General features: G+C 64.7%; 19 protein-coding genes and 1 tRNA gene. 9 read left to right on the top strand and 11 right to left on the bottom strand.

The features are described from left to right. The first annotated feature begins 7 nt into the window (after nt 1-7). Nucleotides 8-1,477 (top strand): ribonuclease G, encoded by a 1,470-nt coding sequence (gene rng / locus ACO2Q9_RS18245; protein ID WP_423313384.1) that lies wholly within the window; start codon nt 8-10, stop codon nt 1,475-1,477. On the opposite strand, the gene msbA is transcribed toward rng, so the two are convergent. Beyond that, nucleotides 1,474-3,273, bottom strand: a complete 1,800-nt coding sequence (msbA, locus tag ACO2Q9_RS18240) for a lipid A export permease/ATP-binding protein MsbA (protein ID WP_423313383.1) — start codon at nt 3,271-3,273, stop codon at nt 1,474-1,476. The two genes, rng and msbA, sit on opposite strands and share 4 nt — an antisense overlap. Nucleotides 3,274-3,376: 103 nt before the next feature. Here msbA and tolB point away from each other — a divergent pair, with 103 nt between their 5' ends. The 5 genes from tolB to ACO2Q9_RS18215 all read left to right on the top strand — a co-directional run bounded on the left by tolB (nt 3,377) and on the right by ACO2Q9_RS18215 (nt 7,103). Beyond that, nucleotides 3,377-4,681, top strand: coding sequence for a Tol-Pal system beta propeller repeat protein TolB (gene tolB / locus ACO2Q9_RS18235; protein WP_423313381.1), 1,305 nt, complete (start codon nt 3,377-3,379; stop codon nt 4,679-4,681). A gap of 68 nt (nt 4,682-4,749) precedes the next feature. Beyond that, nucleotides 4,750-5,286: an OmpA family protein gene (locus tag ACO2Q9_RS18230; protein ID WP_423313379.1), complete on the top strand. Its 537-nt coding sequence runs from the start codon at nt 4,750-4,752 to the stop codon at nt 5,284-5,286. Continuing rightward, nucleotides 5,286-6,074, top strand: coding sequence for a tol-pal system protein YbgF (gene ybgF, locus ACO2Q9_RS18225; protein WP_423313377.1), 789 nt, complete (start codon nt 5,286-5,288; stop codon nt 6,072-6,074). Before ACO2Q9_RS18230 ends, ybgF begins: the two co-directional genes overlap by 1 nt. Before the next feature lie 22 nt (nt 6,075-6,096). Beyond that, a complete protein-coding gene (locus ACO2Q9_RS18220) occupies nt 6,097-6,984 on the top strand; it encodes a tRNA threonylcarbamoyladenosine dehydratase (RefSeq protein ID WP_423313375.1) in 888 nt (295 codons plus the stop codon). A gap of 43 nt (nt 6,985-7,027) precedes the next feature. Next, nucleotides 7,028-7,103, top strand: a tRNA-Lys gene (locus ACO2Q9_RS18215). Nucleotides 7,104-7,165: 62 nt separating this feature from the next. On the opposite strand, the gene ACO2Q9_RS18210 is transcribed toward ACO2Q9_RS18215, so the two are convergent. Next, entirely contained in the window at nt 7,166-7,750 is a 585-nt protein-coding gene (locus ACO2Q9_RS18210; RefSeq protein ID WP_423313373.1) for a TetR/AcrR family transcriptional regulator, read from the bottom strand. A gap of 116 nt (nt 7,751-7,866) precedes the next feature. On the opposite strand from ACO2Q9_RS18210, the gene ACO2Q9_RS18205 reads away from it, so the two are divergent. Continuing rightward, nucleotides 7,867-9,000: a thiolase family protein gene (locus ACO2Q9_RS18205; protein WP_423313371.1), complete on the top strand. Its 1,134-nt coding sequence runs from the start codon at nt 7,867-7,869 to the stop codon at nt 8,998-9,000. Between the two features lie 127 nt (nt 9,001-9,127). Here ACO2Q9_RS18205 and ACO2Q9_RS18200 read toward each other — a convergent pair whose 3' ends face one another. Then, nucleotides 9,128-9,373 (bottom strand): hypothetical protein, encoded by a 246-nt coding sequence (locus ACO2Q9_RS18200; RefSeq protein WP_423313369.1) that lies wholly within the window; start codon nt 9,371-9,373, stop codon nt 9,128-9,130. A 278-nt stretch (nt 9,374-9,651) separates the two neighbouring features. Between ACO2Q9_RS18200 and ACO2Q9_RS18195 the strand changes: the two genes are divergently transcribed. After that, a complete protein-coding gene (locus ACO2Q9_RS18195) occupies nt 9,652-10,050 on the top strand; it encodes a hypothetical protein (protein ID WP_423313368.1) in 399 nt (132 codons plus the stop codon). Nucleotides 10,051-10,065: 15 nt separating this feature from the next. Here ACO2Q9_RS18195 and abc-f read toward each other — a convergent pair whose 3' ends face one another. From abc-f to dapC, 8 genes are all read right to left on the bottom strand, one after another. Next, a complete protein-coding gene (gene abc-f, locus ACO2Q9_RS18190; RefSeq protein WP_423313366.1) occupies nt 10,066-12,045 on the bottom strand; it encodes a ribosomal protection-like ABC-F family protein in 1,980 nt (659 codons plus the stop codon). Next, complete coding sequence (gene vapC, locus ACO2Q9_RS18185; RefSeq protein WP_423313364.1) at nt 12,042-12,449, bottom strand: type II toxin-antitoxin system tRNA(fMet)-specific endonuclease VapC; 408 nt, start codon at nt 12,447-12,449, stop codon at nt 12,042-12,044. The genes abc-f and vapC overlap by 4 nt, the downstream gene beginning before the upstream one ends. Continuing rightward, nucleotides 12,446-12,712 carry an antitoxin gene (locus tag ACO2Q9_RS18180; RefSeq protein WP_423313362.1) on the bottom strand — a complete coding sequence of 89 codons (267 nt, stop codon included), beginning with the start codon at nt 12,710-12,712 and terminating at the stop codon, nt 12,446-12,448. The genes vapC and ACO2Q9_RS18180 overlap by 4 nt, the downstream gene beginning before the upstream one ends. Before the next feature lie 62 nt (nt 12,713-12,774). After that, nucleotides 12,775-13,641: a 50S ribosomal protein L3 N(5)-glutamine methyltransferase gene (gene prmB, locus ACO2Q9_RS18175; RefSeq protein ID WP_423313360.1), complete on the bottom strand. Its 867-nt coding sequence runs from the start codon at nt 13,639-13,641 to the stop codon at nt 12,775-12,777. Beyond that, nucleotides 13,638-14,801, bottom strand: coding sequence for a succinyl-diaminopimelate desuccinylase (gene dapE, locus ACO2Q9_RS18170; RefSeq protein ID WP_423313358.1), 1,164 nt, complete (start codon nt 14,799-14,801; stop codon nt 13,638-13,640). Before dapE ends, prmB begins: the two co-directional genes overlap by 4 nt. Beyond that, entirely contained in the window at nt 14,801-15,958 is a 1,158-nt protein-coding gene (locus ACO2Q9_RS18165) for a PilT/PilU family type 4a pilus ATPase (protein WP_423313776.1), read from the bottom strand. Before ACO2Q9_RS18165 ends, dapE begins: the two co-directional genes overlap by 1 nt. 82 nt (nt 15,959-16,040) lie before the next feature. Beyond that, entirely contained in the window at nt 16,041-16,865 is an 825-nt protein-coding gene (gene dapD, locus ACO2Q9_RS18160; RefSeq protein WP_423313356.1) for a 2,3,4,5-tetrahydropyridine-2,6-dicarboxylate N-succinyltransferase, read from the bottom strand. Between the two features lie 40 nt (nt 16,866-16,905). Continuing rightward, nucleotides 16,906-18,114, bottom strand: a complete 1,209-nt coding sequence (gene dapC, locus ACO2Q9_RS18155; RefSeq protein WP_423313355.1) for a succinyldiaminopimelate transaminase — start codon at nt 18,112-18,114, stop codon at nt 16,906-16,908. Between the two features lie 161 nt (nt 18,115-18,275). On the opposite strand from dapC, the gene smc reads away from it, so the two are divergent. Next, nucleotides 18,276-21,791 carry a chromosome segregation protein SMC gene (gene smc, locus ACO2Q9_RS18150; RefSeq protein WP_423313353.1) on the top strand — a complete coding sequence of 1,172 codons (3,516 nt, stop codon included), beginning with the start codon at nt 18,276-18,278 and terminating at the stop codon, nt 21,789-21,791. The last annotated feature ends 1 nt before the right edge of the window (nt 21,792 follow it).

Here is a 21,792-nt window from a genome sequence, read left to right as displayed (position 1 = left end):
GAACAACATGCAGCAAGACATCCTCATCAACTGGTCGCCCCAGGAAACCCGCGTCGCGGTCGTCGAGAACGGTGCGGTGCAGGAACTGCATGTCGAGCGGACGCTCGAGCGCGGCCTCGTCGGCAACGTCTACCTCGGCAAGGTGTCGCGCGTGCTGCCGGGCATGCAGTCGGCGTTCATCGACATCGGCCTGGAGCGTGCGGCCTTCCTGCATGTGGCCGATCTGCACGGCAACCACCACGGAGAGAATGGCACGCAGCGCAATGCGCAGCCGCCAGTGCCCATCGAGAAGCAGGTGTTCGAAGGCCAGTCCATCATGGTGCAGGTCATCAAGGACCCGATCGGTACCAAGGGCGCGCGCCTGTCGTCGCAGATCAGCATCGCCGGCCGCCTGCTGGTGTTCCTGCCGCAGGACGACCACATCGGCGTGTCGCAGAAGATTCCCACCGAGCAGCGCGAGTCGCTGCGCAAGCGGCTGCAGGCGCTCGCCGGGCCGCAGGGCGGCGGGTTCATCCTGCGGACGAACGGCGAAGAGGCCACCGACGCCGAGCTGGCCGAAGACGTGGCCTACCTGCGCAAGACCTGGGCGCGCATCAAGGATGCCGCGACACGCCTGCCTGCCACCTCGCTGTTGCACCAGGACCTGAACCTGCTGCAGCGCGTGCTGCGGGATCTGGTGAACGAAGACACCGGCACCATCCGCCTCGATTCGCGCGAGCAATTCGACATGCTGCTGGCCTTCGGCCGCGAATTCATGCCGGCTGCGGCCACCAAGCTCGCGCTCTACAAGGGCGAGCGGCCCATCTTCGACCTGTTTTCCATCGACGACGAGATTGCGCGCGCACTCGGCAAGCGTGTGGACCTCAAATCCGGCGGCTACCTCATCGTCGACCAGACCGAGGCGCTGACCACGGTGGACGTGAACACCGGCGGCTTCGTCGGCGCCCGCAATTTCGACGACACCATCTTCAAGACCAACCTGGAGGCCGCGCAGGCCATTGCGCGGCAACTGCGGCTGCGCAACCTGGGCGGCATCATCATCGTGGACTTCATCGACATGGTGCGCGAGGATCATCGCGACGCCGTGCTGGGCGAGTTCCGCAAGCAGCTCGGGCGCGACCGCGTGAAGACCATGGCGGGCGGCTTCTCGCAACTCGGCCTGGTGGAGATGACGCGCAAGCGCACGCGCGAATCGCTCGCCCACATGCTGTGCGAACCGTGCGAGGCGTGCCAGGGACAGGGCATCCTGAAGACCTCGCGCACAGTCGCGTACGACATCCTGCGCGAGATCCTGCGCGAGGCCCGCCAGTTCAATCCGCGTGAGTTCCGCGTCGTGGCCTCACCGAAGGTCATCGAGATCCTGCTCGACGAGGAAAGCCAGCATCTGGCCGGCCTGTCGGACTTCATCGGCAAGCCGATCTCGCTGCAAAGCGAGACGTCGATGGGTCAAGCCCAGTACGACATCGTCCTGATCTAACCCGCCGGTCGGGCCTGCAGGCGCGCGTAGACGCCGTCCTGTGCCAGCAGTTGCGCATGCGTGCCCTGCTCGACGATGCGGCCCTGTTCCATCACGATGACGCGGTCGGCGTGTTCGATGGTGGACAGGCGGTGCGCGACGATGAGCGTGGTGCGGCCTTTCATCAGGCGCTGCAGGGCTTCCTGCACGAGGCGCTCCGACTCGGTATCCAGCGCGGATGTGGCTTCGTCCAGCAGCAGGATGGGCGCGTCCTTGTAGAGCGCGCGGGCGATCGCCAGGCGCTGGCGCTGTCCGCCCGACAGTTGCGTCGCGTTGTGGCCGACCACGGTGTCGATGCCTTGCGGCAGGCTGGCCACGTGCGAGGCGAGGTTGGCCGCTTCCAGGCTCTGGCGGATGCGCTCGCGGTCCACCGGTGCGCCCAGCGCCACGTTGGCGGCGACGGTGTCATTGAGCATCACGACATCCTGGCTCACCAGTGCGAACTGCGCACGCAGGGCCGAAAGCTTCCAGCGCGCGATGTCTTCGCCATCCAGCAATACCTGTCCTGCGGCGGGCAGGACGAAGCGCGGCAGCAGGTTGACGAGTGTCGTCTTGCCCGAGCCGGATGGTCCGACCAGCGCAACCACTTCGCCTGGCGCGACGGCGAGGTTCAGGTTGTCGACTGCGGCGTTGGCATCGTCGCGGTAGCTCACGCGCACATTGCGGAATTCGACGGAGCCTTCGCTGCGGCCGGGTGACAGGTGGCCGTCCGCTTCGGTCTGCACCTGCTCGACGAGCATGAGCCCACGTTCCAACGCCGCTACGCCGCGAGTGATCGGGTTTGCCACCTCGGCCAGCCGGCGGATCGGGGCAACCAGCATCAGCATCGCGGTGATGAACGCGACGAAGCCGCCCACCGTCGCGCCGGTCTCGTTCGCCTGCCACAGCGCCACGGCAATGACGCCGGACAGCGCCGCAGCAGCCAGCAGTTGCGTGAGTGGCGTCATCAGCGCCGAGGCGATGGTCGACTTGATTGCCAGCCGGCGCAGCCGGCTGCTGAGCGATCCGAAGCGTTCTTCCTGCCCGGACTGCGCGCCGTGCAGCCGCACCATGCGATGGGCCAGCACGTTTTCTTCCACCACATAGGCGAGTTCATCGGTGGCGTTCTGGCTTTCCTTGGTCAGGCTGTACAGGCGTCGCGAGAGCACCTTCATGATCCACGCCATGCCGGGGAACAGCACCGCGACGATGAGGGTGAGTTGCCAGTTGAGATAGAGCAGGTAGCCCAGCAGCGCCACCATGGTGAAGCCATCGCGCGAGAGGCCGAGCAGCGCCTGCACCAGCAGCGTGGCACCGGTCTGCACTTCGTACACCACGGTGTTCGACAGCGCGCTGGCCGACTGTCTGGAAAAAAGGCCGAGCTCTGCGCCCATGAGCCGCGCGAACATCACCTTGCGCATGGCGAGCATGCCTTCGTTCGCCACGCGCGCCAGCGCATATTGCGAAACGAACTGCGCGAACCCGCGCACCGCAAACAGCAGCATCAAGGCGACCGGCACCATCCACAACGCGATCTCGCCTTTGTTGAACCCGCGGTCGAGCAGCGGTTTGAGCAGGGCGGGGATGAGCGGTTCGGTGACAGCTGCGACGAGTGCGGCCAGCACCGCGAGCAGCCAGTACAGGCGCTGTCCGCCGAAATACACCATCAACCGGCGCAGGCGCTGCAGCAGCGGACGCTGATCGAAAGGCGTGTCGAGGGGGTTGTCGACAGGAGTGCCGGTCGTGTCTTCGGCCGGTGGAGGCGGGGGCGCTTGCATGTTCCGCGCGATTCTACGTTTACCCCTTGCGCCGAGTCACACTTTGTGACGCCGTGTCGTGGGCAGTGTGTACCATAGCGGGCTGCAACTGCCTGATATGAGCATGATGACCCAGAACAACGAACGTCAGTCGTCTTCCCCTGTCCGCCGCAGCCTTCTTGCGGCCCTCATCGCTTCCCCGACAATTCCCGCTCTTGCCCAATTCCGCGTCGAGGTTTCCGGCGTGGGCCTGACCCAACTTCCGATTGCCGTCGCCCCGTTCAAGGGCGACGCGCAGGCGCCGCAGCGCATCGGCGCCATCGTGCAGGCCGATCTGGAGCGCAGTGGCCAGTTCCGTGCGGTGGACGCCTCGGGTCCGCAGCTCGACGAAACCGCGCGTCCGGACCTGACGCTCTGGCGTCAGCGCACGGCCGATTCGCTGGTGACCGGCAGCATCATGCGCCTGACGGATGGCCGGTTCGACGTGCGCTTCCGCCTCTGGGATGTGGTGCGCGGCACCGACCTCGGTGGCCAGAGCTATGCCGTGACGCAGGGCGACCTGCGCCTGGCGGCCCACCGCATCGCCGACTTCATCTATGAAAAGCTTACGGGCGAGAAGGGCGTGTTCTCCACGCGCCTCGTCTACGTGACCAAGGCCGCCAATCGCTACAACCTCTGGGTGGCCGACGCCGATGGCGAGAATGCGCAGTCCGCGCTGACCAGTCCCGAACCGATCATCTCGCCCGCGTGGTCACCCACGGGTGGCCAGATCGCCTATGTGTCGTTCGAATCGCGCAAGCCGGTTGTCTATGTGCACGAAGTGTCGACCGGCCGTCGTCGCCTGATTGCCAACTTCCGCGGCTCCAACAGCGCGCCCGCCTGGTCGCCCGATGGGCGTACGCTCGCCGTGACCCTGAGCCGCGATGGCGGCTCGCAGCTCTACACCATCGACGCGAACGGCGGCGAAGCCCGTCGGCTCACGCAGTCAGCCGGCATCGACACAGAGCCCGTGTATTCGGCCGATGGTCGCAATATCTACTTCGTGAGCGACCGGGGCGGCGCACCGCAGATTTATCGCATGCCGGCCCAAGGCGGCAATGCAGAGCGCGTCACCTTTACGGGCGGTTACAACATATCCCCTGCGCTTAGCCCCGACGGAAGGTGGCTCGCATACATTTCCCGGATCAACGGTGCTTTCAAGCTGCAGGTGCTCGAGCTTGCCACCGGAAACGCCGTCTCCATCACCGACTCTTCCGCTGACGAGAACCCCAGCTTTGCACCCAATGGCAAGCTCATCATCTATGCATCGCAACAGCAAGGGCGCGAAGCGCTCATGACCACGACGCTGGACGGCAAGATCAAGGCACGCCTGGCCGGGCAAGGGGGCGACATCCGTGAGCCCGACTGGGGCCCGTTCGTCGGGCCATGAGCCAGCGGAACCAACGCAGGCAATCCTGAACCAATTCTTCAAGTCATCTGATCCGGAGTTTCTGACACATGAAAAAAATCTTCCTCGCACTGGCCGCCACTGCATTGATTGCCGGCTGTTCTTCCGGCGTGAAGCTCGACAACGTCCCGGTCGAAGACCGTAGCGCAACGGCCGTGACGCCGTCGACGGGCACTGGTGGCAACACGGGCGCCGCCGGCGGCATCAACGACCGCACGGTGACGCCCGCCACACCGACGACGCCCGATCTGGCCGCAGGCCCCGCCACTGGCCGCATCGTTTACTTCGACTTCAACAGCTATGTCGTCAAGCCCGAAGCGCAGTCGATCATCGAGAACAATGCCCGCTACCTGCGCGCCAACAGCACACGCAAGGCCGTGATCGAAGGTCATACCGACGAAGTCGGCGGTCGTGAGTACAACCTGGCCCTCGGCCAGCGTCGTTCGGAAGCCGTGCGCCGTTCGCTGGGCCTGCTGGGCGTGCCCGATTCGCAGATCGAGGCGGTGAGCTTCGGCAAGGAAAAACCGGCCGTCGCCGGTGGCGGCGAACAGGCGCAGAACCGCCGCGCTGAAATCACCTACCGCTGATGAACGCGCTGTCGCTGATCTCCTTCCGCCGTGCCATTGCAGCAGCCAGCCTGCTGCTGGCAGCCGGGGCCTCCCACGCCGCCCTGTTCGAGGATGACGAGGCCCGCCGCGCCATCCTCGACCTGCGCCAGAAGATTGCGGCGAGCGAGAGCAACACGCAGCGCCTCACGGACGAGCTGCGTCGCGCGACGGAGGATAACGCCCAGTTGCGTCGCAGCCTGCTCGACCTGCAAAGCCAGATCGACGCCATGCGGTCCGACATGGCACGCATGACCGGCAACAACGAGCAGGTCACGCGGGAACTTGCTGAAATCCAGCGCCGCCAGAAAGACGTTGTCCAGAGCGTGGACGATCGCCTGCGCAAGTTCGAACCGACGAAGGTGTCGCTCGACGGCAAGGAATTCCTGGCCGATCCGGCCGAAATGCGCGACTACGATGCAGCGCTCGCCATCTTCCGCCGGGGCGATTTCGCAGCCGCGCAAGGTGCCTTCGGCAATTTCGTGAAGCGATACCCGCAAAGCGGCTACAACCCGTCGGCCCTGTTCTGGCTGGGCAATGCGCAGTACGCCACGCGTGACTACAAGTCCGCCATCGACAACTTCCGCCAGCTGCTCGCGCTGTCGCCCGATCACGTGCGTGCACCCGAAGCAGTTCTGTCCATCGCCAACTGCCAGATCGAGCTGAAGGACACCCGCGCCGCACGCAAGACGCTGGAAGACCTCGCCAAGGCCTATCCCCAGTCCGAGGCCGCGCAGGCCGGCAAAGAACGTCTGGCGCGCCTGAAATAAGGCCGCGGCCTAGAATCGGCGGATGGCCTCCGCCGATTTTCCCGAACTCGTTTCTTCCCCTGATTTCAGTACCGAAGCCGGCCTCATTGGCGGGCCCGGTGCACCAGACCTCGCGCGCCGCTTCGGCGGGCTGGAGCGACTCTACGGCGTGGGTGGCGCACGGGCCATCCGGGCTGGGCATGTGGTGGTCGTGGGCATCGGCGGTGTCGGGTCGTGGGCGGCGGAAGCGCTGGCGCGCAGTGGTGTCGGTCGGCTCACACTCATCGACCTCGATCACGTGGCCGAGTCCAATATCAACCGGCAGATCCATGCGCTCGACGCCACACTGGGGCAGGCCAAGGTGGTCGCCATGCAGCAACGCATCGCCCAGATCAACCCCGGATGCGTGGTGACCTGCATCGAGGAGTTCGTCGACGCGGAGAACTGGCCCGCACTGCTCGGGCCGGGATTGCCCGGAAAGCAGGGGGCCGATGATGTGGACGCAGTCATCGATGCCTGCGACCAGGTCAAGGCCAAGGTGGCCATGGCCGCATGGGCGCTCAGGCACAAGCGGCGCTTCATCAGTGTCGGCGCGGCGGGCGGCAAGCGCCAGGCGCACAAGGTGGACATCGACGACCTCGCGTTCACCACGCACGACCCGCTTCTCGCGCAGTTGCGCTACCGACTCCGCCGCGGGCATGGCGCGGCCGCAGGCGGCAAGGGGGAGGGCAAGGGAGCGGCGAAGAAGATCGGCGTGGCATGCGTCTTCAGCCGCGAGGCCGTTGCACCGCCGGACCCGTCCTGCGCGGTGGAAGGCGACGGCAGCCTCAACTGCCATGGCTACGGCTCCGTGGTGAGCGTCACCGCCACCTTCGGCCAGTGCGCCGCAGGCTGGGTGCTCGACCGGATCGCCGTTTCTGCCAAGGTATAATCGTAGGCTTTGCAGGTCGGGGCAAACACCCGGATCTGCAGCCGGGACGTTAGCTCAGTTGGTAGAGCAGCGGACTTTTAATCCGTTTGTCGTGGGTTCGACCCCCGCACGTCCCACCAGATTTCCCGCAAGGGGCCCATAAAGCCTGCTATCGAATCGGTAGCAGGCTTTATTCTCGCCGCTAACTCGGTGAGTAGTGAAGCAGGAGCTGATCTCTCGCGGCGGTGAGGACGGAGCGGCCCTGCTTGTTGTTGCCCAGTGCACGAGCCAACTGCATGGCACCTACCAGGGTGCTCGTGATCGCCCATGCTGACTCAAGCCCTGCCCCCTCGGGCAGCACATCGATGACCAGCTTGTGCAGGTTTGCAATCGCCTGATGCGACGCCTTGGACACGACTTCGCATTGTCCTGGCATTTCTCCGCAAAGGGCGGCGACGGGGCACCCCTCCGCGCAATTGGCGAGCTGGGCCTCAGAGAGATAGGCCTGGATGAAAGCTGCCAACGGGGTCGCGCCCGCACCCGCTTGTCGCTTCACTTTCGATTGGATCGCCAGGCTGACGTCATTACTTGCACGCACCAAAGCCTCGGCAACGAGCTCGTCTCGCGAGTTGAAGTGGGCGTAAAACCCCCCATGCGTCAAGCCCGCTGCCTTCATGACATCGGCAACGCCTAAACCGCGAAAACCTTCACTGCGCACTTTACGCGACGCCACATCAAGGATCCGCTCATGCGTTTGCGCCTTCTTGCCGGTGAACAGTTCTTTCATCAGCTGAGTGTACAGACAATATGATGTGAATCATATTCCCTCTCTGCAGGCACAGGAAATATGACAAGCATCATTTTCTTGTAAGATGACGCTCATCATATGAATGGAGGTTCGACATGAAGGCTCTGATCTCTGGCTACGCCCGTACTCCCTTTCACTTTTCCCGAAAGGGCATGCTCAGCAGCGTGCGCCCCGAAGTGCTGGCGGCACATGCGATGAAGGCAGTGCTCGCGCGAACCGGTGTTGATCCCTCGACGCTCGAGGACGTCATTGCAGGGTGTGCCTATCCCGAGTCCTCTCAGGGCAACAACATTGCGCGCATCGCCGGGCTTCTGGCGGGGCTTCCGCATGAGGTCGGGGGCATGACGATCAATCGCTTCTGCGGCTCATCCATGTCGGCCGTGCACATGGCGGCAGCGCAGATCGAAGCCGGCATGGGCGACGCTTACCTTTGCGTCGGCATCGAGTCGATGACGATGGTGCCGCAAGGCGGATTCAACTTCTCGCCGAACCCATACCTGCTGGATCACACCGACGCCTATATCTCGATGGGCGAGACTGCCGAGAATGTCGCAGCCCGCTTTGACGTCAGTCGAGCAGACCAGGAACAGTTTGCGCTCGAGTCCCATCAAAAGGCGGCCAGCGCCCGGGCCGAAGGACGGCTTCGCGACGAGATCGCGCCTTTCACGCTGGAGGACGGCACGGACGTGACTGAGGATGGCTGCATTCGCCCCAATACAACCCTGGAAGCACTGTCCCAACTGAAGCCGGCATTCCGTGCCGATGGGGTCGTGACGGCTGGAACGTCGTCGCCGCTCACCGACGGCGCATCTGCGGTGTTGGTGACGTCTCCTGAATATGCGCGCACCCATGGGCTGTCCCCAACAGCGCGCATCCGGTCGTATGCGACAGCCGGCGTAGACCCCGCGCTGATGGGGCTCGGCCCGATTCCTGCCACCCGAAAGGCCATGTCACGGGCGGGGCTGAAGATTGATCAGCTGGATGTCATCGAGATCAATGAAGCGTTCTCGTCGCAGGCGCTCGCATGCATTCGCGAGCTGAAGCTCGACCCCTCGAAGATCAACATCGACGGAGGTGGGATTGCGATCGGACACCCGCTCGGCGCAACGGGCGCGAGAATCACGGGAAAAGCGGCGCAGCTCCTTCGCCGCCACGAAGGTCGGTTTGCGCTCTCGACCCAGTGCATTGGCGGCGGTCAAGGGATTGCGACAGTCCTGGAGCGTGTTTGAGCCATGGCAGAGAGTCGCGAGCAGTTGCGCGGCCAGGACCTCAGCAGCCCGGTGACTCGACTATGGGACAGGAGGCGACAGGCGTTGCTGCGCGTTGGCGCGGCTGGTGTTTGTCGCCGGTCGCCGTCTACGACATGATTTTCGAATCGCCCGTATCGTCCTGACCCACGTCGCGATTCACCAGCATCAAACCGATGGCGGCGAGTGCTGCGACGATGATGAACGCCCAGGCCAGCGTGAGCGCGATTGCCGTGTTCAGGCCAAGCACGCTGCGCAACACCAGGCATGCGACCGCCAGCAGCGAGAACGCCACCACGCACATCGACAGGATCTGAGGTCGGACAAGCCAGGAAAGGAAAGAGGGACGGTTCACGGTAGCTCCAGCGCGCAAGGGTAGAGTGACCGTAGAAACATGAGGCCGCGAGTTTGGCCGGACTTTCATTCAACACCCGAGGCACGCGACCCGGGCAGCCAGCATTGGCAGTCAGAACCCCGATTTTCCGCAGCGGGGTGGCGCGTGTCGATGTCAAATGACGTTCAGATCGAAGAATCAGGGATCAATCGGCATCTTTTTTGTAACTGTATGAGGATGGCGGGCCAAACTGCGTCCCCGCGACTACGATCCGGCGACAGAGCGAGAAAGGAAATTCGATGGCCATCAGTTGGCTGACCGTGTTGAAGATGGTCCCATGGTCGGACGTGATTGCGAACGCGCCCAAGGTGGCAGACGGCGCGAAGAAGTTGTGGAATGCGGCGTCGAAAAAGAGCGGCCCTGCCGCGACGGTCGCGCGCGAGGCTGCCCTCGCAGACACGGGGCCGGTCGATCCGGCTGCCCTGCGGGCGCAGGTCCAGACACTCGAGGCGGCGGTGGCCGAACTGCACGGGCAGATGCAGGCGTCGTCGGAACTCATCAAGGAACTCGCCGAGCAGAACGCCCTGCTGGTGGCGCGCATCGACGCCAATCGCAAGCGCATGCAATGGGTGGCCGTCATTGCGGTGGCGGCTCTGCTGCTGACGGTGGCTTTCGCGCTGTCGGCAAGTACCGCCTGAGCGCAGGACGGGCAGCTAGCTGCCCAGTGCCTCGATTTCTCCCGACACTTCGAGCCAGCGTTCTTCCAGCGCAGCAATTTCGTCGGTCGCGGATTTCAGCTTTCGGCCGGCGTCGGCGATCTGGTCGGGCGCAAGCGGTGTGGCAAGGCGCTCTTCGAGCGATGTTTTCTCGGCGGAGAGTGCCGCCATGCGCTTGTCGATCTGCTCGAGCTCCTTGCGCAGCGGCTTGGTCTTCTCGGTCAGTTGCTGTCGCGCCTGGGCGTCCTGCTTGCGCTGGTCGCGGCTGGCCGGCGCCGGCGATGCGGCCGGCGATGGCGCGATGGGCGCAGCGACTTCCTTCTGCGACTGGCTTTTCGCCTCTTCCCGCTGGCGCTTCGCTTCGTCCAGCAAGTACTTCTGGTAGTCGTCCAGGTCGCCGTCGAACGGGCTCACGCCGCCACGCGCCACCATCCAGAACTCGTCGGACACTGCACGCAGCAAAGCGCGGTCGTGGCTGACCAGCATCACCGTGCCTTCGAACTCGTTGAGCGCGACCGACAATGCCTCGCGCGTGGCGAGGTCGAGATGGTTGGTCGGCTCGTCCAGCAGCAGCAGGTTGGGGCGCTGCCAGACGATCATGCAGAGCACCAGCCGCGCTTTCTCGCCGCCGCTCATGGTACCCACGGCCTGCTTGACCATGTCGCCGCTGAAGTTGAACGTGCCCAGGAAGTTGCGCAGGTCCTGCTCGCGGCTCGACTCGCGCGATGCAGCAGCGCCCAGTTCCCGCGCCAGGCGGATCATGTGCTCGAGCGGCGTGTCCTGCGGACGCAGCACGTCGAGTTCCTGCTGGGCGAAATAGCCGATGGACAGGCCCTTGCCTTCCGTCACGGTCCCCGCGAGCGGCTTCATCGTGCGCGCGATGGTCTTCACCAGCGTGGACTTGCCCTGGCCGTTGGCGCCCAGGATGCCGATGCGCTGCCCCGCCAGCACCGAACGGTTCACGTTGCGCAGGATGATGCGTTCGTGGCCGTCCTCGGTCTGCTCCGCCGCGTATCCGAAAGACGCATCGCTGATCGCGAGCATCGGGTTGGGCAGATTGGCCGGCTCCTTGAACTCGAAGGTGAACTCGGCCTCCGCAAGCAGCGGTGCGATCTTCTCCATCCGCTCCAGCGCCTTGACACGGCTTTGCGCCTGCTTGGCCTTGCTGGCCTTGGCCTTGAAGCGGTCGATGAACTTCTGCAGGTGGGCGATTTTCTCCTGCTGCCGCGAGAACGCCTGCTGCTGCTGCTCCATCTGCAGCGCGCGCATTTCCTCGAACTTGCTGTAGTTGCCGCCGTAGCGCGTGAGCCGCGCGTTCTCGATGTGCAGCGTGACGTCAGTCACGGCGTCGAGGAACTCGCGGTCATGGCTGATGACGAGCATGGTGCCCTGGTACTTGCGCAGCCAGGCTTCGAGCCAGACAAGGGCGTCCAGGTCCAGGTGGTTGGTGGGTTCGTCGAGCAGCAGCAGGTCGCTCGGGCACATGAGCGCCCGCGCCAGTTGCAGGCGCATGCGCCAGCCACCGGAGAAGCTGTTCACCGGTTTGTCGAGTTCGGACACCTTGAAACCCAGACCCAGGATGAGCGCCTGCGCACGCGGCACGGCGTCGTGGTCGCCCGCGTCGGCGAGGTCGGTGTAGGCATGTGCGAGTGCCATGCCGTCGCCGCTGGCTTCCGCTTCCGCCAGCACGGCGCGCAGTTCGGTCAGGCGCGTGTCGCCGCCGAGAACAAAGTCCGTGGCAGTGTCGTCGGTCTCCGGCATGTTCTGCGCAACCTGCGCCATGCGCCAATGCGCCGGAATGGAGAAGTCGCCGCCGTCCTCGTGCAGCACACCGGTGAGCAGGGCAAACAGGCTGGATTTGCCGGCGCCGTTGCGGCCTACCAGGCCGACCTTCTCGCCGGGATTGAGCACGACGGACGCGCTGTCGAGCAATACCTTGGCGCTGCGGCGCAGCACCACGTTTTTCAGGATGATCATGTCGTAGGCAGTGCCCAGTTGTCGCACCTCAAACCTGGCACGCGGGCGAATTCATTCACGTTGTTCGTAATCAGGGTGGCGTCGAGCGCCAAGGCGTGGGCGGCAATCATCGTGTCGATCGACCCGATGGGCGTACCCGCCTTTTCAAGCTTTGCCCGCAGATGCCCGTAGTGCCAGATGCAATCGACATCGAACGGCAATACGTTGAGCGGCGCGAGAAATCGTTGCAAGGTGGCTTCGTTTTTGGCGGAGCCCGATTTCGCGACGCCGAATGCCAGTTCAGCGGCAGACATGGCGGAAAGTCCGATGTCTTCGATGTGGTGCTCCCGGAAGCGTTGTAGTACGTGTGCAGGGCGTTGGTTGATGATGTAGATGCAGGTGTTCGTGTCGAGCAAATACTTCATTTCTTGCGATTGCTCCTCGACGCCACACTCTGGGCCCCGATGGCCAGACGTTCCTGGTGTGGGGGCTGTTCCCGTTCGAGCGTGAACCCCGGTTCGAAATCGGCCAGCGCTTTTTCCATCAGGCTCCAGGGATCGTCCAGCGGAAGCAACAGCACGCCACCGCCGAAATGCTTGACGGCGACTTCCTTGCCCTCGAAGCGGAATTCCTTGGGCAAGCGGACGGCCTGACTGCGGCCGGACGCAAAGATACGGGCTGTTTGCATGGCGGGCTCCTTGGTATCTACCGATGATAGATACCATTATGCCAGAAGCAGGAGAAAGTGATCTACGAGGCCAGCAACGCCTCGCGCGTCACCAGCAGCACCTGGTCTTCACCGGCGCTCGTCTCGAGCCAGACGGCTTCGAGCGACGGAAATGCTTTCTCGAAATTTTCGCGCTCGTTGCCGATCTCCAGGACCAGCACGGCGTGTGGCGTCATGTGGGCAGGCGCGTCACGCAGGAGCGTGCGTATGAAATCCATGCCGTCTTCGCCGCCCGCAAGCGCGAGCTCGGGTTCGGCGCGATATTCGGCGGGCAGCGCGGACATGCTCCGTGCATTCACGTAGGGCGGGTTGCACAGGATCAGGTCGTACGGACCGCGCACGGACGCAAGGCCGTCGGACTGCAGGAGATGCACGTAGTCCTGCAGTCCGTGCTTCTGGACGTTGATGTGCGCCACATCCAGCGCGTCCCGCGAGATGTCGGCACCATCCACCGTGACTTCGGGCCAGGACATCGCGGCCAGCACGGCCAGGCTGCCGTTGCCGGTGCACAGGTCGAGCACGCGCTTCGTGTGGTCGCCCAGCCAGGCGTCGATGCCGCCGTCGGCCAGCAGTTCGGCAATGAAGCTGCGCGGCACGATGCAGCGCTCGTCCACGTAGAACGGCACGCCCTGCAGCCACGCCTCCTTTGTCAGGTAAGCCGCAGGCTGTCGCGTGGAAACGCGTTGTGCGACGAGTTCCTGAACGGCATTGACCTGCGCAGCAGGCACGTCATTGCCGGAGACTTCGTCCAGTTCATGCAAAGGCAGGCCGAGCTTCCACAGCACCAGCCACGCCGCTTCATCGAAGGCGTTGCTCGTGCCGTGGCCAAAGGAGACGCCGCCGCGTTCGAGCGCCAGGGCCGCGGCTTCCACGAGTTCGATGACGGTCATGCGTTGGTGTGCTGCGCGTGCAGGTTCTCCAGCACGCGGCGATAGATGTTCTTGAGCGGCTCGATGTCGGCCACGGCCAGGTGCTCGTCGATCTTGTGGATGGTGGCGTTCGGCGGGCCGAGCTCGATCACCTGCGGGCAAATCTGCGCGATGAACCGTCCGTCACTCGTGCCACCGGTGGTGGACAGTTGCGTGTCCAGCCCTGTCTCGTCTTTGATGGCTTTCTGCACCGCACCGACCAGGTCGCCCGGCGTGGTGAGGAAGGGCAGGCCGCCCACCGTCCATTGAAGGTCGTAGTCGACACCATGGCGGTCCAGGATGTCATGCACGCGCTTCTGCAGGCCGTCGGGTGTCGATTCGGTGGAGAAACGGAAGTTGAAATCGATCACCACCGTGCCGGGGATGACATTGCTCGCACCCGTGCCACCGTGGATGTTGCTCACCTGCCACGTGGTCGGCGGAAAGAAGTCGTTGCCCTTGTCCCAGCCGGTGCCGACCAGTTCGGCCAGCGCGGGCGCGAAGCTGTGGATCGGGTTCTTCGCCAGATGCGGGTAGGCAATGTGGCCTTGGACCCCCTTGACGGTGAGCTTGCCGCTCATGGTGCCGCGCCGGCCGTTCTTGATCATGTCGCCGGTGCGCTCCACCGACGTGGGCTCACCGACGATGCAGTAGTCCAGCTTCTCGTTGCGGGCCTTGAGGGCGTTGCAGACGATCACGGTGCCGTCGTTGGCCGGACCTTCCTCGTCGCTGGTGAGCAGCAGCGCGATGTTGATCGCAGGCGAGGGCGTCGCGGCGACAAATTCCTCGGCTGCCACGACGAATGCGGCGAGCGATGTCTTCATGTCGGCGACTCCGCGTCCATAGAGCTTGCCGTCGCGGTGCGTCGGTGTGAACGGGTCGCTCGTCCACTGCGCGAGCGGGCCTGTGGGGACCACGTCGGTGTGGCCGGCGAAGGCCAGCGTCTTTGCGCCGGACACCGTGCTGTCCTTGCGCGCCCAGAGGTTGGTCACGCGGAAGTTGTCGGGGCCGCTGACGATGGTTTCGCACCTGAAGCCCAGAGGCGCGAGCCGCGCGGCGATCAGTGACTGGCAGGACGCGTCTTCGGGCGTGACGGAGGCGCAGGAAACGAGCTGTTCGGTCAGTTGCAGGGTGCGGGACATCAGTGCTTCACGTCGAGCGTGATTTCGGTGAACGACGGCTCGTCGCCCTGGTCCATGAAGGACGCGTTGTCGGACGACTGGACCGCCGACGCCTGCTGGAAGTCGTTCTGCAGGCGCCACATCAGGTTGGTGGGCGAGTCGGCGTGGGAGATGCCTTCCTTGCGGTCGACCTTGCCGCTCTGGATGAGGCGGGCGATGTCGGCCTCGAAGGTCTGCGAGCCTTCGGCCAGTGCCTTCTCCATGGCTTCCTTGATGCCGGAGAAGTCGCCCTTCTCGATGAGTTCGGCCACCAGCTTGCTGTTGAGCATGACCTCGACCGCCGGCACGCGCGAGCCTTCCGGCGTGCGCAGCAGCCGTTGCGACACGATGGCCTTCATGGCGGCGGCCAGATCGCCCAGCATGGTCGCGCGTACTTCCACAGGGTAGAAGCTCAGGATGCGGTTCAGCGCCTGATAGCTGTTGTTGGCGTGCATGGTGGCCAGGCACAGGTGCCCCGACTGCGCGTAGGCGATGGCGGCGGACATGGTCTCGCGGTCGCGGATCTCGCCGATCAGGATGACGTCAGGCGCCTGGCGCAGTGCGTTCTTGAGCGCTGTGTGGAGGGACTTGGTGTCGCTGCCCACGTCGCGCTGGTTCACGATGGACTTCTTGTTGCGGAAGATGAACTCGATCGGCTCCTCGATCGTGAGGATGTGGCCGTGCGCGTTCTCGTTGCGGTAGTCCATCATGGACGCGAGCGTCGTGCTCTTGCCGGCGCCGGTGGAGCCGACCATCAGCAGCAGGCCGCGCTTTTCCATGATGAGTTCCTTGAGGATCTCGGGCACATTGAGCTTGTCCAGCGGGGGGATGTCGCTTGCGATGAAGCGGATCACCACGGCGTACGTGCCGCGCTGGCGCATGGCGCTGATGCGGAAGTTGCCTGCGCCGTCCAGCGGCACGGCGGTGTTGAGCTCGCCGGTTTCCTCCAGCTCGCGCAACTGCGGGTCGGGCAGGATCTCCCCGATGAGGTTGCGCGGCGCCTCGGGCGGCAGGATCTGGCTGTTGATGGGCACGCACTGCCCGTTGATCTTGATGAGCGCCGGGGCATTGCCGGACAGGTACACGTCAGACGCCTTGCGTTCGGCCATCAGCCGAAGAATCCGTTCCATCGTTCCCATCGTGGTGGCCATGCTCTTCCCCTGTTTCGTTGCTTTATCTGTCGTAGCCGGTCAGTGCGTGTGGTGCTGCATCAAGGCTGCGTCAGGGACGCAGCAGGTCGTTCAGGCTGGTCTTGGCGCGCGTCTGCGCGTCCACGCGCTTGACGATGATCGCCGCATACAGGCTGTACTTGCCGCCGTCCTTGGGCAGGCTGCCGCTGATGACGACCGAGCCGGCCGGCACGCGACCGAAGGTGGTCTCGCCGGTGGTGCGGTCGTAGATCGGCGTGCTCTGGCCGATGTACACGCCCATCGAGACGACGGAGTTCTCTTCCACGATCACGCCTTCGACGATTTCCGAGCGCGCGCCGATGAAGCAGTTGTCCTCGATGATGGTCGGGTTGGCCTGCAGCGGCTCCAGCACGCCGCCCAGGCCCACGCCGCCGGAGAGATGCACGTTCTTGCCGACCTGTGCGCAGGAACCCACGGTGGCCCAGGTGTCGACCATGGTGCCTTCGTCGACGTATGCGCCGATGTTCACGTAGCTGGGCATCAGGATCGCGCCCTTGGCGATGTAGCTGCCGCGACGAGCCACGGCCGGCGGCACCACACGCACGCCGGTGGCCTTCATCTCGTCGGGCGACAGGTGGGCGAACTTGGTCTGCACCTTGTCGTAGAAGCCCAGGTCACCGGCCTTGATGATCTCGTTATCCTTCAGTCGGAACGACAGCAGCACGGCCTTCTTGATCCACTGGTGCACCGTCCACTGGCCCACGCCTTCACGCGTGGCCACCCGCAGCTTGCCGTTGTTGAGTTCGGAGATCACGTGTTCGACGGCGTCGCTCACCTCCTTGGGCGCCGCGGCGGGCGAGATGCTGGCGCGGTTTTCCCACGCGTTGTCGATGATGCTCTGGAGTTGTTGTGTCATGGAAGAAGGGACTGAGTTGCTTTGGATGTGAAACGGAAAATCAGGAGGCACCACGCACGAAGCGCACGATGCGCTCAGCGGCTTCGAGGCATTCGGCGGTCTCCGCCACCAGCGCCATGCGCACCCGGCCGCGGCCCGGATTGAATCCCCCCGATTCGCGCGCCAGATAGCTGCCCGGCAGCACCGTGACATTGTATTGGGCATACAGGGCTTTGGCGAAGGCTGCATCGTCCCCGTTCCACGAGGCCGGCACGCCCGCCCAGAGGTAGAAGCTGGCGTCCGGCAGCTTCACGTCGAGCACCTCCGCCAGCAGCGGGGTCACCGCCGCGAACTTGGCCCGGTAGGCCGTGCGGTTCTCGACCACATGCTGCTCGTCGCCCCAGGCGGCAATGCTGGCGGCCGCCACCATGCCGCTCATCGCGCTGCCGTGGTAGGTGCGGTAGAGGAGGAAGTTCCTGATGATCTTCGCGTCGCCCGCCACAAAGCCGCTTCGCATGCCGGGCACGTTGCTCCGCTTGGACAGCGACGTGAATGCAATGAGGTTCTGGAAATCGCCACGTCCCAGCTTCGCAGCCGCCTCGAGTCCACCGAGCGGCGGCTCGTCGCGGAAGTAGATCTCGGAATAGCATTCGTCGGAAGCGATGACGAAGCCATGGCGCGCGGACAGGTCGAGCAGCTTCTTCCATTCCTCCAGCGGCATCACCGCGCCCGTGGGGTTGCCAGGCGAGCAGACAAAGACGAGTTGCGTGCGTTGCCAGACTTCGACCGGCACACTGTCCCAGTCCACCGCGAAGTTGCGCTTCGGGTCGGACGGCGCGTAATAAGGCTGCGCACCCGAGAGCAGGGCCGCGCCCTCGTAGATCTGATAGAACGGATTGGGACAGACGACGTAGGGCGGTCCGCCGTCCTTCGTCGGGTCGATGACGGTCTGCACCAGCGAGAAGAGCGCCTCGCGAGAACCGTTGACCGGCAGCACCTGCGTGGCCGGGTCGAGGTCGAGCGAATAGCGGGTCTCGAGCCAGCCGGTGAAGGACTGACGCAACTTCAGGTCGCCTGCAGTGGGGGGGTAGCCGGCCAGTTCCTGCATGCTGCCGGCCAGTGCGTCCTTGATGAACCGCGGTGTGGGGTGTTTGGGTTCGCCGATGCCCAGGCTGATGGGGCGATGGGCGGGGTCGGGCGTCACGCCCGCAAACAACTGCTTCAGCCGCTCGAAGGGGTAGGGCTGCAGTTTGGACAACAGGGGATTCATGGCGCTGGATTATCCCGGCAATCGCTCACAACTTCAGCACCCGCACCACAGGTCGGCTCGGTTAACATCATGCCTTCCCTGCGACAGACAGGGCTGCAAAAAATACATGCGAATCAACGAGTTAGCTTCACGACTCGGGTCGAAAACAAACAGGGTCCGCCGTGCGTCTCAATTCAATCAAGCTGTCCGGGTTCAAGTCTTTTGCCGAACCCACGAATTTCATGCTGCCGGGCCAGCTGGTCGGCGTGGTCGGCCCCAACGGTTGCGGCAAGTCCAACATCATGGACGCGGTGCGCTGGGTGCTGGGCGAATCGCGCGCGTCCGAACTGCGCGGCGAGTCCATGCAGGACGTGATCTTCAATGGCACCACCACCCGCAAGCAGGCCAGCCGCTCCAGCGTCGAACTGGTGTTCGACAACGCCGACCACCGCGCCGGCGGCCAGTGGAGCCAGTTCACCGAGATTGCCGTCAAGCGCGTGCTCACGCGTGACGGCACCAGCAGCTACTACATCAACAACCAGCCGGTGCGCCGTCGCGACGTGCAGGACGTGTTCCTGGGCACCGGTCTCGGCCCGCGCGCCTACGCCATCATCGGCCAGGGCACGATCAGCCGGATCATCGAATCCAAGCCCGAAGAACTGCGCCTGTTCCTCGAGGAAGCAGCCGGCGTCTCCAAGTACAAGGAACGCCGCCGCGAGACGGAAAATCGCCTGTCCGACACGCGCGAGAACCTCACGCGGGTGGAAGACATCCTGCGCGAACTCAACGCCAACCTCGAAAAGCTGGAAAAGCAGGCCGAAGTGGCCCAGCGCTACAACACGCTCCAGTCGGACGTGACGCTCAAGCAGCAGCAACTGTGGTTCCTGCGCCGTGCCGAGAGCGAAAGCGAGCAGGCCAGGATCAAGCAGGACGCCGAGAAGGCCGTCAACGACCTCGAATCGCGCGTGGCCGACCTGCGCCACATCGAGGCCGATCTCGAAACCATCCGCCAGGCCCACTACGCGGCCGGCGACCAGGTGAACCAGGCGCAGGGCCAGTTGTACGAGGCCAGCGCCGAAGTGGGGCGCCTCGAAGCCGAAATCCGCTTCGTGGTCGAGGGCCGCCAGCGCGTCGAACTGCGCCTGCAGCAACTGAAGGAACAGACCGGCCAGTGGGCCGCGCGCAAGGACGACGCGCAGGCCGAGCTGGAAACGCTGGCCGAACAGGCAGTGAACGCCGAAGAACAGGCCGTGCTTCTCGCTGCACAGGTGGAAGAGCAGGCCATGCAGTTGCCCGACCTCGAAGAAGCGCTGCGCCAGGCGCAGTCGCGCTCGGCCGAGCAGCGCGCCACCGTCGTGCAGGTGCAGCAGCAGATCCAGGTGCTGGCCGCCGACCAGCGCAACATCGAGGAACAGTCGCGCCAGCTCACCATGCGCCACGAGCGGCTGACGGCCGACCGCAATGCGCTGGCCGCGCCGGACGAAGCGCGCCTCGTCAACCTGCGCCAGCAGCTCGAAGCTGCGCAGGAAGCCGCAGAAACCGCTGACGCCCGGCTTCACGAACTGCAGGACAGCGTGCCGCAGCTCGATGAAGAGCGTCGCACACGCCAGCAGGACGTGAACAACCAAAGCGCGCGTCAGGCTGATCTGTCTGCGCGCATGGAAGCGCTGAAGGCCTTGCAGGAGAAGGTCCGTACCGACGGCAAGCTCAAGCCCTGGCTCGCGAAGCACGGCCTCGACGGACTGCAGGGCCTGTGGAGCCGCATCCACATCGAACAGGGCTGGGAAAACGCGCTCGAAGCCGCGCTGCGTGAGCGCATGAACTCGCTGGAAGTCAGCCGGCTGGACATCGTGCGGGCCTTCGGTGGTGATCCGCCGCCCGCCAAGCTGGCTTTCTACTCGCCGCCGCAAGCCTCCGTGCCCGAGGCTGCCGGCGCGCTGCCGCGCCTGGCTGATCTGCTCCGCCTGAACGACGCAGGGCAGAAAGCGTTGTTGTCCGACTGGCTGCACGGCTGCTTCACCGCACCGAGCTTCGAGGAAGCCCTGGCGGCACGCACCCAGCTCAAGCCGGGCGAAGTCATCTACGTGAAGAGCGGTCATGCCGTCACGGCGCACAGCGTGAGCTTCTACGCGCAGGACTCCGAGCAGGCCGGTCTTCTGGCCCGCGCGCAGGAAATCGAGAATCTGGACAAGCAGCTCAAGGCACAGGCCCTGATCAGCGAGGAAGCCCGTTCCGCACTGGTGCGCGCCGAAGCCGCGTATTCCGACGCGTCGCAGCGCCTGGTCACCACGCGCCGTGAGGCGGCCGAAACGCAAAGCCGTGCGCATGAACTGCAGGTGGAGACGCTGCGCCTGTCTCAACTGGCCGAGCAGACCCGCGCGCGCAGCGAGCAGATCGCCGGCGACATGGCCGAGGTCGACGCCATGCTGCAGGACCTGCAGGAGCGACGCGTTTCCGCCGAGGCGCGCTTCGAGGAACTCGACATGCAACTGGCCGACAGCCAGGAGCGTCATGCACAACTGGATGAACGTGTCATCGAGTCCGAACGCAAGCTGGCCGCATCGCGCGAGCAGCAGCGCAGCCTGGAGCGCCAGGCGCAGGAAGCCACGTTCTCGCAGCGCAGCCTGGATGCGCGCCGCGGCGAACTGAATCGCACCATCGAGACGGCGTCGCAGCAGGCCGGCTCCATCGCCGAAGAGGAAAAACGTGCGCACGACGAATTGACGCGTCTGACGGACGCTGCCGCGCAGGCGGGCCTGCAAAGCGCGCTGGCGCTCAAGCTCGAACGCGAACAGGCGCTGGGTGCCAAGCGCAGCGAATACGACGACCTCACCATGAAGCTGCGTGCGAGCGACGAGCGCCGCCTTCAACTCGAGCGCGAACTCGAACCGCTGCGCCAGCGCATCACCGACTTCCAGCTCAAGGAGCAGGCCGCACGTCTGGGCTTCGAGCAGTACGCGCAACTGCTCTCGGACGCGCAGGCCGACCTCGAAGCTGTTGCCAAGTCCATCCAGGACGGCAACGTGCGACTGACCGGCCTGCAGGGCGAGATCGACCGCCTGAACCGCGAGATCGCTTCGCTGGGTGCGGTGAACCTGGCGGCGCTGGACGAGCTGAGCACCGCGCGCGAACGCAAGCAGTTCCTCGACGCGCAATCGGCCGACCTGAACGAAGCCATCACCACGCTGGAGGACGCGATCAAGAAGATCGACGGCGAAACGCGTGAGCTGCTGAGCGGCACCTTCAAGATCGTCAACGAGCACTTCGGGCGCATGTTCCCCGAGCTGTTCGGCGGCGGCAACGCCAAGCTCATGATGACCGGCGACGAAATCCTCGACTCCGGCGTGCAGGTGCTGGCCCAGCCGCCGGGCAAGAAGAACCAGACCATCCACCTGCTGTCGGGTGGCGAGAAGGCGCTCACGGCCATTGCGCTCGTGTTCGCGATCTTCCAGCTCAATCCCGCGCCGTTCTGCCTGTTGGACGAGGTGGACGCGCCACTGGACGACGCCAACACCGAGCGCTACGCCAAGCTGGTGAGCAGCATGAGCAAGGAAACGCAGTTCCTCTTCATCAGCCACAACAAGATCGCCATGGAAATGGCCGAGCAGTTGATCGGCGTGACGATGCAGGAGCAGGGCGTTTCGCGCATCGTGGCGGTGGACATGGAATCGGCCGTCGGCATGGCCGAAGCCGCCTGAG

It is taken from the genome of Variovorax sp. VNK109 (assembly GCF_049445855.1).
Lineage (GTDB): Bacteria > Pseudomonadota > Gammaproteobacteria > Burkholderiales > Burkholderiaceae_C > JAGOCV01.
The sequence above is the reverse complement of the archived record's forward strand: the minus strand, read 5'-3'. Positions and strand labels throughout refer to the sequence as shown.